This window comes from Micromonospora sp. NPDC002717 (genome assembly GCF_040295705.1).
Taxonomy (GTDB): domain Bacteria; phylum Actinomycetota; class Actinomycetes; order Mycobacteriales; family Micromonosporaceae; genus Micromonospora.
Map to the genome: position 1 here is coordinate 31909 of NZ_JBEOVW010000042.1, position 11077 is coordinate 42985.

The following is an 11077-nucleotide window of genomic DNA, read 5'->3' on the forward strand; positions in this document are numbered from 1 at the left end:
CATGCTCCGTACCAGATTCCGTCGACTCGCCGCGGCCGCCGCGGTCGCGGTCGTCGGCCTCGGCGCGCTCAGCGCGTGCGGCGACGGCGGCGACGACGAGTCCACGTCCGGCCCGGTCAAGCTGCGATTCCTCAGCCTGGCCTGGCAGAAGGAGTCGCTCCAGGCCAACAAGGACCTGGTCGCCAAGTGGAACGCCGAGCACCCCGACATCCAGGTCGAGTACGTCCAGGGCGACTGGAACTCCGTCCACGACCAGTTGCTCACCTCCTTCGAGGGCGGCGACGCGGCCGACATCGTGCACTACGAGGCGTCCGCGATCGGCGAGTTCAGCAAGCAGGGCTACCTGGCCGACCTGTCCAAGCTCGTCTCCGACGACCTCAAGGGCCAGATCGACCAGGGCATCTGGGACACCGTCACCTACGACGGCAAGATCACCGGCGTGCCGTTCCTGCTGGAGTCGCAGGTCGTCATCGCCAACAAGAAGCTGCTCGACGCCGCCGGCATCGCGGTGCCGCCGGCCGACGGCGGCTGGACCTGGGACGAGTTCCAGGCCAACGCGCAGAAGCTCACCAAGCCGGGTCAGTACGGCGCGGCCTGGGCCCTGAAGTCGCCCACCAACCGCGTGCTGAACCTGGCGCTCAACTTCGACGGGAAGTTCTTCCACACCGACGGCGGCCGCACCGAGGTCAAGGTGGGCGACGCCGAGAAGGAGGTCCCGAAGCGCATCCACGACATGATCTACACCGCGAAGTCGGCCTCGCCGGAGGCGCTCGGGATGAGCGGCGCGGACACCCTGCCCGGCTTCTTCGGCGGCAAGTACGCGATGCTGCCCGGCTCGGTGTCGCTGCGTCAGCAGATGGTCGAGCAGGCGCCGGCCGGCTTCGAGTGGGTCACCCTGCCGCCGCTGAAGGGCCTGTCCGCCACCCACGCGGCGAACCCGCAGACGCTGTCCGTCAGTGAGGACTCCGCGCACAAGAAGCAGGCCGCGCAGTTCCTGGAGTTCTTCCTCAACCCGACCAACATGGCCACCCTCGCCAAGGGCGACTGGCTGATCCCGACCGGCAGGCAGGCCAACGAGGAGCTGGTCAAGCTCACCGGCGGCAAGCAGGGCTGGGACGTGGCCGCCGACAGCGCCGCCGACCTGACCGTCGCGCCGTTCCAGAAGGCCGACGGCTACCCGGAGTGGAAGACCAAGTACGCCACCCCGGCCCTCCAGCAGTACTTCGCCAACAAGATCACCCTGGACCAGCTCGGCACGCAGCTGGTCGACGGTGGCAAGCAGGTTCTGAGGTAACCATGTCTCTCCTTCTCGACAAGTCGGTCGGATGTCTCGTCGGCGCCGCCGTGGGTGACGCCCTCGGCGGGGCGACCGAGACGGCACTTCCGGAGCAGATCCGCGCCCGCTTCGGCGGCTGGGTGGAGGGCATCGTGCCCCCGTACCACGCCGACTGGGCGACCGCGCGGCCACTCGCGCCGTACCACAAGGGTGACGGGCACATCACCGACGACACGTTGATGACCCACGCGCTGGTGCGGGCGTACGCGGCCAAGCGCGACCACCTGGACGCCTACGACGTGGTGGAACTGCTCGTCCCCGACCTGATCGAGCGGGTGGTGTACATCCCGGACCTGGAGCGCGAGGGGGTGACCTTCCACCGGCTCGCCGCCGCCGAGCGGTGGTTGGTCACCCGCCTGCACCACGCGCACGCCGACCCCCGCGAGGGCGGGGTGGGCAACATCGTCAACTGCGGCGCCGCCATGTACATGGCCCCGGTCGGCATCGTCAACGCGGGCGACCCGGCCGGGGCGTACGCCGAGGCGGTGGAGATCGCCGGAGCGCACCAGCACAGCTACGGGCGGGAGGCCGCGGCGGTCTTCGCCGCCGCGGTCGCCGCCGCCGCGACCCCCGGCGCGGGCGTCGAGGACGTGGTCGCCGCCGCGCTGGACCTGGCCCGCGACGGCACCCGGGCGGCCATCGACGCGGTGGTCAAGGAGGCCCGGGGCCACCACGACTGGCGGGCCGCCATCGGCCCGCTGCGCGGTGCGGTCGCCCCCTTCGACACGGTGGGGGAGGAGTACCGCAGCCCGGGGCTGGGCGCCCGGCGGCCGAGCCGGCTGCACGCCATCGAGGAACTGCCGGTGGCGATCGGCATGCTGGTGGTGGCCGGCGGCGACTTCCGCGCCGCGGTGCTCGGCGCGGTCAACTACGGCCGGGACGCCGACTCGACCGCCACCATGGCGGCGGCGATCGCCGGGGCGCTCGGCGGCGCGGCGGCGGTGCCGGCGGAGTGGTCGGAGGCGGTCGCCACCGCCTCCCGCACCGACCTGGTCGCGCCCGCCCGGGTGCTCGCCGCGGTGGCCACGGAGGTCTTCGACCGCGACCGCGAGCGCTTCGCCCGCCGGGCCGAGCGCTTCGCCGGCCTCGCCGACGCTCCGGCGCGGGGCGCCGACCCCGCCGGGCCGGAGCAGGCGCCCGGGGAGTCGGGCCGGTGAGGATCACCTGGGTGCAGCCCGAGGACCTGCTGCCGCACGAGATCGCGGCCAGCCGGGACGAGGGGCGCGACGTCGGCGCGATCGCCGAGCAGTGGCGCGCGGCCGGCGGGGACCTCACCCCGCCGGTCAGCGGGGCGTCGCCCACGCCCGCGGCACCCCGGCTGCGGGCCCTCGCCACGCGGCTGCTCGACGAGGCCGACGCGCTGCCGGGAGCCGGCAGCCCCGACGAGCCCGAGGAACTGGCCGCCGTCCGCGCCACCTGGCCGGCGGAGTGGTCGCTGCCCGCCGGCCCGGCCGCGTACGACCGGGTGCACGGCGCGTGGCTCGGCCGGGCGGCCGGCTGCCTGCTCGGCAAGCCGGTCGAGAAGATCCCCCGCCACGGGATCCGGGAGATCCTCGTCGCCACCGGCCGCTGGCCGCTGCGCGACTGGTTCACCGCCCGGGGGCTGCCCGCCGACGTGGCGGGCCGCTGGCCGTGGAACCGGCGCAGCGCCCCGACCAGCCTGGCCGAGAACATCGACGGGATGCCCGAGGACGACGACCTGAACTTCGCGCTGCTGGCGCTGCGCGTGCTGGAGACGTACGGGCGGGACTTCACCAGCGCCGACGTGGCGCAGGCGTGGCTGGACTGGCTGCCCGGCGGGCGGGTCTTCACCGCCGAACGGGTGGCCTACCGCAACCTGCTGCTGGGGCTGGCCCCGCCGGGGACCGCGCGGCGGCACAACCCGTTCCGGGAGTGGATCGGCGCCCAGATCCGCACCGACGTGTACGGCTGGGTCAACCCCGGCCGCCCCGACCTGGCCGCCGAGCTGGCCTGGCGCGACGCCACGGTCAGCCACGTCCGCGCCGGCGTGTACGGGGCGATGTGGGTCGCGGCCCTGGCCGCCGCCGCCACGGTGGCGGGCGACGTCGACGAGGTGCTCGACGCCGGCGAGGCGGTGCTGCCGCCGCGCAGCCGGTTCGCCGCCACGGTCCGGGAGGCGCGCGCCCTCGGCTCGCGCACGGACGACTGGGAGGCGGTGATGGACGAGCTGTACGCCCGGCACGGCCACCTGCACTGGGTGCACGTGCGCAACAACGCCGCGCTGGTCGCCGCCGCCCTCGCGTACGGGCGGGGCGAGCTGGAACGGTCCATCTGCGCGGTCGTCAGCGGCGGCTGGGACACCGACTCCACCGGGGCCACCGTCGGCGCGGTGACCGGGGCGCTGACCGGCGCGTCCGGGCTGCCCGAGCGGTGGGTCGGCCCGCTGCGCGGCCGGCTCGCCAGCAGCATCGCCGGATTCGACGGCATCGGCTTCGACGAGCTGGCCGCCCGCACCGTCGCCCTCGCCGAGCCGGGTGCCGCCGGGGCGCCCGTCGGCGTCGCCACGACCGAGGGCGGGCCGGCGTGAGCGCGCGGGTCGTCGTGGTGGGCAGCGCCAACCTGGACCTGGTGGTTACCGCGCCGCAGCTGCCCCGCCCCGGCGAGACGGTGCTCGGGGAGGATTTCCGGACCGTGCCCGGCGGCAAGGGCGCCAACCAGGCCGTCGCCGCCGCCCGGGCGGGCGCGCACTGCGCGTTCGTGGGCGCCGTCGGCGCCGACGAGTTCGGGCAGCAGCTGCGGGACAACCTGGTCGCCGCCGGGGTGGACGTGCGTGGCCTGCGTACCGTCCCCGGCCCCTCGGGGGTCGCCCTGATCGGGGTCGACCGGGCGGCGGAGAACTTCATCGTGGTCGCCCCCGGCGCGAACGCCGCGCTGACCGACCTGGACGCCGCCGACGGGGCGGCGATCGGCGCGGCCGACGTGCTGCTGCTCCAGTTGGAGGTGCCGCTGCCGACCGTGGTGGAGGCCGCCGGCCGGGCCCGCGCCGCGGGCACCACGGTGGTGCTCAACGCCGCGCCGGCGGCGCCGTTGCCGGCGGAGCTGCTCGGGCTGGTCGACGTGCTGGTCGTCAACGAGCACGAGGCGGCCGTCGTCGCCGCGACGGCCGCCGGCGAGCCGGCCGTCCTGCTCGACGCGCTGCTGGAGCTGGTGCCCCGGGTGGTGCTGACGCTCGGCGCTCGGGGCGCCGCGTACGCCGACCGGCGCGGTTCGCGACTGGACATCCCGGCGCCGCGCATCGCGGCGGTGGACACCACCGCCGCCGGGGACGCCTTCACCGGCGCCCTCGCCGTCGGCTGGGCCGAACGCGGCGCCGCGCGCGACGCCGGCGCCGTCGCCGCCGTCCTGCGCTGGGCCTGCGCGGCCGGCGCGGCGTGCGCGCAACGCCCCGGCGCGTCCACCGCGCTGCCCGACCGGGCCGCCATCGAGGACCTGTACGCCGCGACCTACCGAGGTGCCCCGTGAGCTTCAACCCCTACGTGCCGCGCCCCATCGACCGGCCGACGGAGGTCCCGCTGGGCGGGCACGCCGACCTGACCACGCTGGACGAGGCGAAGATCTTCGCCGCCCCGGACGACCCGGCCGACTGGCCGGCCTGGCGGGAGCAGCTCACCCGCTGGCGCGCCGACGCCCGTGCCCGCCTCGGCTACACCGGCGCGCACTACGACGAGATCCCCGGCGACTGCTTCAGCGTCTGCCTCGCCTGGCTGTGGGACGAGACGCTCTACGACCACGAGCGGGGCGTCTTCACCGTCGACGCGTTCCTCGACGCCGCCGAGCGGGACTTCGGGGGCTTCGACGGGATCGTCCTGTGGCACGCGTACCCGGTGATCGGGCTGGACGAACGCAACCAGTTCGACTTCTACCGCGACGTCCCCGAGCTGCCCGAGGTGGTGCGCGCCTTCCAGCGGCGCGGGGTGCGGGTGTTCGTCGACTACAACCCGTGGGACACCGGCACCCGGCGCGAGGCCGGCACCGACGCGCAGGAGGTCGCCGCGCTGGCCGGCAAGCTCGGCGTCGACGGGGTCTTCCTCGACACCCTCAAGGAGGGCGCCGACGAGCTGCGCCGGGAGCTGGACGCCGTCCGCCCCGGCATCGTCCTCGAAGGCGAGAGCCGGGTGCCGCTGGCCCGCATCGCCGACCACGCGATGTCGTGGGCGCAGTGGTTCGCCGACTCCGAGGTCCCCGGCGTGCTGCGCGCCAAGTGGTTCGAGCGCCGGCACATGCTGCACCACACCCGCCGCTGGCACCGCAGCCACCTCGACGAGCTGCACTCCGCCTGGCTCAACGGCTGCGGCGTGCTGGTCTGGGAGAGCGTGTTCGGCGTCTGGGTGGGCTGGAACGACCGGGACCGCGCCGTGCTGCGGGCGATGCGCCGGGTGCAGGCCAGCCACGCCGCGTGGCTGCGCGCCGAGGACTGGGTCCCGCTCGCCGACCACCCCGGCTACGGTCAGGTGTACGCGTCCCGCTGGACGCACGACGGCGAGCCGCTGTGGACGGTGGCGAACCGGGGCGACGACCACGACGGGCCGTGGCTGCGTACCGCACCGCGTCCCGGCCGGCGCTTCGTCGACCTGGTCACCGGCGCCGAGCTGGCCGTCACCGCCGAGCCGGACGGCACGGTCACCGTCGGTGGTCCGCTGCCGGCCGGGGCGGTCGCCGCGGTCGTCGCCACCGCCGACGCGTCGGTGCCGTCGCACCCGGCGGCGGTCGGCGACCCGTCCTTCCCGGCCCGCACGGCGCAGCGGCTGCGCGTGCCGGGGGCGCCCCGGCGCGACGTGCCCGACGGCATGGTGGCGGTCGACGGCGGCCGGCGGGAGCTGCTCGTGCGCCACCGGGTGCGGGAGACCGGGCTCTACGGCGAGACCCCGTACGTCGACGAGTGGAAGCCGCTGCCGCCCCGGCTGCACCACACCGGCACGCTGCGCCGCGCCGTGCGGCTCGGCCGGTTCGCCATCGACACCCACGAGGTCACCCACGGCCGGTACGCCGAGTTCCTGCGCGTCACCGGCCACCGTCCGGCGCGCCCCGAGCGGTTCACCGCCGGACAGGGCCCGGCCGACGCCCCGGTAACCGGCGTCGACCTCGCCGACGCCCGGGCCTACGCGGCCTGGGCCGGGCTGCGGCTGCCCACCGAGGACGAGTGGCAGGTGGCCGCCGAGGCGGGGCTGCTGCACCGCCGGGAACCGCTGGTGTGGAACCTGACCGAGAGCGAGCACTCCGACGGGCGGACCCGCTTCGTGATCCTCAAGGGTGGCGCCGCGTACCGGGCGGAGGGCTCCGACTGGTATCTCGACGGCGGCCCGCAACCGCCGGACGTGTCGGTGAAGCTGCTGCTGCTCGGCGCCGGCCTGACCCGATCCGACCAGGTCGGCTTCCGCTGCGCCGCCGACCTTCCCGCCGAGGAGTGACCCTGATGAGAAGACGTTGGCGGATCGGCGGCGGCGTGGCCGCTGTGCTCCTCGCGTTCGGCCTGGCCGGCGCGGTGCCCGGCGCGGCCGGCGCGGAGCGGCTCCGCGCGGGCACGCTGACCACCGCCGCGGCGCCCTCCGCGGCGCTGGGCGCTCCGATCGACTACACCGTCTACCTGCCGCACGGCTACGGCGAGGCGACGGCGAGCCGCTACCCGGTGCTGTACCTGCTGCACGGGCGGGGCGACACCATGCAGGCGTGGACCCGGGTCAAGGCCGACCTGGACCGGCTGATCGCCGACGGCGACGTGCCGCCGGTGATCGCGGTGCTGCCCGACGCGCCGTGGAGCAGCCGCGGCAGCTGGTACGTCGACTCCGGGTACACCGGCGCGGACCAACCCGGCCGGCCGGTGGAGACCGCCCTCACCCGGGACCTGGTGCGGCACGTCGACGCCACCTACCGCACCGCGGCCCACCGGGGGGCGCGCCTGGTCGGCGGCTACTCGATGGGCGGCGCCGGCGCGCTGCGCTACGCCCTGGCCCACCAGGACCTGTTCGGCCACGCGCTGGTGCTCAGCCCGGCGGTGTACCGGCCGCTGCCGCCGGCCGACTCGTCGGCGCGCGAGTTCGGCGGCTTCGGCTCCGGCGAGCAGCGCTTCTCCGACGAGGTCTACCGGCGACTGAACTACCCGGCCCTGCTGCCGGGCCTGGACGCGGAGTCCCCGGTGCGGATGTACGTCGCGGTCGGCGACGACGAGTGGGCGAACCCCGACCCGGCCGACGCCGCCCACGACCTCGACTACGAGGCCGCCACCCTCTACAACACCGTGCGCCGCTCCGACGCGATCGCCGCGGAGTTCCGGGTGCTCGACGGGGGGCACGACTGGGACGTCTGGCGACCCGCCTTCGCGGACGGACTGAGGCACCTGGCGGCGACGCTGAGCGTCACCCCGCCGGCCGGGCTGCCCGGGCCGCCGCACGGCACCGTGGGCACCGACTGGGCCGGGGGCGTGGCCGCCCACCCCGACGGCAGCACCACCCTCGGGTACGCCGCCTCCGGCCCGGTCGCCGGCCAGCCGTACGCCGGCGGGCTGGACGCCGTGGTCAGCCGCGTCACGGCGGGCGGGGCCCCGGCCTGGACGAGGCAGTTCGGCACGGCCGCCAACGACCGCCTCCACGGCGTGGTGCCGCTCGCCGACGGCGGGGTGGTCGCCGCCGGCTACACCCGCGGCGACCTCGACGGGACGCACCCGGGCAGCCCCGCCGACGACGGCTTCGTCGTCAAGTTGACCGGGACGGGGCAGCGGGCCTGGCTCACCCAGGCCGGTGACCCGGCCAGGGCCGACCGGTTCTACGCCGTCGCGGCCGCCCCCGACGGCGGTGCCTACGTCGCCGGCTACACCAGCGGCTCGTTCGCCGGGCAGAGTGGCGCCGGCGACAAGGACGCGGTCCTGGCCCGCATCACCCCGGACGGGCGGATCGCCTGGAGCCGGCAGTTCGGCGGTTCCGGCGAGGACAAGGCGTACGCGGTGACGGCCGACGCCGAGGGCGTGTACGTGGCCGGCGGCACCTCCGCCGGCCTGCCCGACACCACCGCGCTGGGCGGCAGCGACGGGTGGCTGGCCCGGTTCGACGCCAGCGGCACCCGGACGTGGGTGACCTCGGTGGGCGGCGCGGGCGACGACCTGCTCGGCGGTGTCGCGATCAGCGCCGACGGCCTCGTGGTCACCACCGGCTCCACCGGCGGCGAGGCCACCGCCGGCGGCAGCGACGTGCTCACCGTGGCGTACACCGGGACCGGCCGGCAGCGCTGGCGGACGGTGACCGGCGGGCGGGGCGCGGACGCGGGTGCGGACGTCGTGGCGCTGCCCGACGGTGCGGTCGCCGTGGTCGGTTTCACCGGCAGCGTGCTCGGCCTGCCGGTCGGCGGCGCGGACGTGCTGACCCTGCGGCTGGACGCGCGGGGCCGCCAGGCCGGGGTGGCCCAGTACGGCACCGCCCGCGACGACGCCGCCGACGCCTTCGGCGAGGAGAACGTCTACGCGACCCTCGGCGCCGACGGGCGGCTGCTGGTCACCGGGCTCACCGCCGGAACCACGTCGGGCGGGGCGGCGCTCGGCAACGGCGACGTCTTCCTCGCCGCCGTCGACGCGACGAAGGGAACGCCGTGAACAGCCCAGCTGACCCCGGTGCCGACCGGACCCGCCCGCTCGACGGGGTGAAGGTGGTCGACCTGGCCACCCTCTTCGCCGGGCCGCTCGCGGCGGCGTTCCTCGGCGACTTCGGCGCCGACGTGGTCAAGGTGGAGCATCCGGCCAAGCCGGACCCGTCGCGGGGGCACGGCCCGGCGAAGGTCGGCGTCGGGCTGTGGTGGAAGGTGCTCGGGCGCAACAAGCGCACGGTGACCCTGAACCTGTCCGACCCGCGGGGCGCCGAACTGCTGCGCCGCCTGATCGCCGACGCGGACGTGCTGGTGGAGAACTTCCGCCCCGGCACCCTGGAACGGTGGGGGCTCGGCCCGGCCGAGCTGCACGAGGTCAACCCCCGGCTGGTGATCGCCCGGATCAGCGGTTTCGGTCAGGTCGGCCCGTACGCGCGGCGGCCGGGCTTCGGCACCCTCGCCGAGGCGATGAGCGGCTTCGCCGCCGCCACCGGCGAGCCGGACGGCCCGCCGACGCTGCCGCCGTTCGGGCTGGCCGACTCGGTCACCGCGCTCGCCGCCGCGTACGCGGTCATGCTGGCCCTGCGGGCCCGCGACCTCACCGGCGCCGGCCAGGTGGTGGACCTCGCCATCATCGAGCCGATCATGGCGATGCTGGGACCCCAGATCACCTGGTACGACCAGCTCGGCTACGTCCAGCCCCGGCTGGGCAACCGGTCCAACAACAACGCGCCGCGCAACACGTACCGCTGCGCCGACGGGCGCTGGGTGGCGGTGTCGACCAGCGCCCAGAGCATCGCCGAGCGGGTGCTGCGGCTGGTCGGCCGGCCGGAACTGGTGGACGAGCCGTGGTTCGCCACCGGCAGCGGCCGGGCCGCGCACGCCGACGAACTGGACGCCGCCGTGGGCGCCTGGGTCGCGCGGCGCGACCGGGACGAGGTGGTGGCCGCGTTCGAGGCCGCCGAGGCGGCCGTCGCCCCGGTCTACGACGTGCGTGACATCCTCGCCGACCCGCAGTACGCCGCGCTCGGCACCGTCCGCACCGTCGATGACGAGGAGTTGGGCGAGGTACGGATGCAGAACGTGCCGTTCCGGCTCTCGGAGACGCCGGGGGACATCCGGCATGCCGGGCGCCGGCACGGCCAGGACACCGACGCGGTGTTGCGGTCGCTGGGCCTGGCCGACGGCGAGTTGGCGGAACTGCGCGAGAAGGGGGTGATCTGAATGCTGCTGACCTGGCTCTACGTGCCGGGTGACCGGCCGGACCGGTTCGCCAAGGCGGTCGCCTCCGGTGCCGACGCGGTGATCCTCGACCTCGAGGACGCGGTGCTCGCCGACCGCAAGGCGTACGCGCGGCAGGCCGTCGCCGAGTTCCTCGGGCAGTCGCACCCCGTGCCGGTCCAGGTCCGGGTCAACGAGCTGACCGGCCCGGACGTCGACGCCGACCTGGCCGCGGTGGTCGGCCGCCCCGGGCTGGCGGGCCTGCGGCTGCCGAAGGTGGAGTCGGCGACCGCCGTCGCCGCCCTCGCCGCCCGGGTGGACACCCCGCTGCACCCGTTGGTCGAGTCGGCCCTCGGCCTGGAGGCCGCGTACGCCATCGCCACCGCCGACCCTGCGGTGGCCTCGATCGGCCTCGGCGAGGCCGACCTGCGCTCCGACCTCGGCGTCGACGACGAGGCCGGTCTGGCGTGGGCGCGCGGCCGGATCGTGGTGGCGGCCCGCGCCGCCACCCTGCCCCCGCCCGCCATGTCGGTGTACCCGAACGTGGCCGACGCCGACGGCCTGGCCGCCTCCTGCGCGGTGGGCCGGCGGCTCGGCCTCCTCGGTCGGGCGGCCATCCACCCGCGCCAGCTACCGGTGATCGCCGAGGCGTTCCGGCCGGCGGAGCGGGAGGTCGCGCGGGCCGAGGAACTGCTCGCCGCGGTGGCCGAGGCGCAGACCCGGGACTCCGGGACCGTGGTGCTGCCGGACGGCCGGTTCGCCGACCGGGCGATGGTGGCTGCCGCCCGTCGCACGGTCGACCTGGCCGCCCGCTACGCGGCCTGACCCGACGTACGACGAAAGGGCCGGCCCCGTTCGGGGCCGGCCCTTGTCGTTGGTGGTGTGTGGATCAGGCGGCGTAGCCGCGGGTGGCGATCCAGTCGGCGAGGG

General features: G+C 75.9%; 8 protein-coding genes. All 8 read left to right on the plus strand.

Annotated elements, in window-relative coordinates:
- Position 1: 1 nt before the first annotated feature.
- Genes ABT006_RS32530 through ABT006_RS32565 form a run of 8 tightly spaced genes read left to right on the plus strand, consistent with a single transcriptional unit; the run spans position 2 to position 10972 of the window.
- A complete protein-coding gene (locus tag ABT006_RS32530; protein ID WP_350712309.1) occupies positions 2-1294 on the plus strand; it encodes an ABC transporter substrate-binding protein in 1293 nt (430 codons plus the stop codon).
- Between the two features lie 2 nt (positions 1295-1296).
- Positions 1297-2493 (plus strand): ADP-ribosylglycohydrolase family protein, encoded by a 1197-nt coding sequence (locus ABT006_RS32535; protein ID WP_350712310.1) that lies wholly within the window; start codon positions 1297-1299, stop codon positions 2491-2493.
- Positions 2490-3884, plus strand: a complete 1395-nt coding sequence (locus ABT006_RS32540; protein ID WP_350712311.1) for an ADP-ribosylglycohydrolase family protein — start codon at positions 2490-2492, stop codon at positions 3882-3884. The genes ABT006_RS32535 and ABT006_RS32540 overlap by 4 nt, the downstream gene beginning before the upstream one ends.
- Positions 3881-4819 (plus strand): PfkB family carbohydrate kinase, encoded by a 939-nt coding sequence (locus ABT006_RS32545; RefSeq protein WP_350712312.1) that lies wholly within the window; start codon positions 3881-3883, stop codon positions 4817-4819. The genes ABT006_RS32540 and ABT006_RS32545 overlap by 4 nt, the downstream gene beginning before the upstream one ends.
- Positions 4816-6765, plus strand: a complete 1950-nt coding sequence (locus ABT006_RS32550; protein ID WP_350712313.1) for an SUMF1/EgtB/PvdO family nonheme iron enzyme — start codon at positions 4816-4818, stop codon at positions 6763-6765. Before ABT006_RS32545 ends, ABT006_RS32550 begins: the two co-directional genes overlap by 4 nt.
- 5 nt (positions 6766-6770) lie before the next feature.
- Positions 6771-8936 (plus strand): alpha/beta hydrolase-fold protein, encoded by a 2166-nt coding sequence (locus tag ABT006_RS32555; RefSeq protein WP_350712314.1) that lies wholly within the window; start codon positions 6771-6773, stop codon positions 8934-8936.
- Positions 8933-10150, plus strand: coding sequence for a CaiB/BaiF CoA transferase family protein (locus ABT006_RS32560; protein ID WP_350712315.1), 1218 nt, complete (start codon positions 8933-8935; stop codon positions 10148-10150). The genes ABT006_RS32555 and ABT006_RS32560 overlap by 4 nt, the downstream gene beginning before the upstream one ends.
- Positions 10151-10972 carry an HpcH/HpaI aldolase/citrate lyase family protein gene (locus tag ABT006_RS32565; RefSeq protein WP_350712316.1) on the plus strand — a complete coding sequence of 274 codons (822 nt, stop codon included), beginning with the start codon at positions 10151-10153 and terminating at the stop codon, positions 10970-10972.
- The last annotated feature ends 105 nt before the right edge of the window (positions 10973-11077 follow it).

Bases quoted from the DNA above. Each gene is read 5' to 3' on its own strand.
- ABT006_RS32565 (WP_350712316.1), top strand. From the start codon at position 10,151: ATGCTGCTGACCTGGCTCTACGTGCCGGGTGACCGGCCGGACCGGTTC.
- ABT006_RS32530 (WP_350712309.1), top strand. From the start codon at position 2: ATGCTCCGTACCAGATTCCGTCGACTCGCCGCGGCCGCCGCGGTCGCG.
- ABT006_RS32555 (WP_350712314.1), top strand. From the start codon at position 6,771: ATGAGAAGACGTTGGCGGATCGGCGGCGGCGTGGCCGCTGTGCTCCTC.
- ABT006_RS32535 (WP_350712310.1), top strand. From the start codon at position 1,297: ATGTCTCTCCTTCTCGACAAGTCGGTCGGATGTCTCGTCGGCGCCGCC.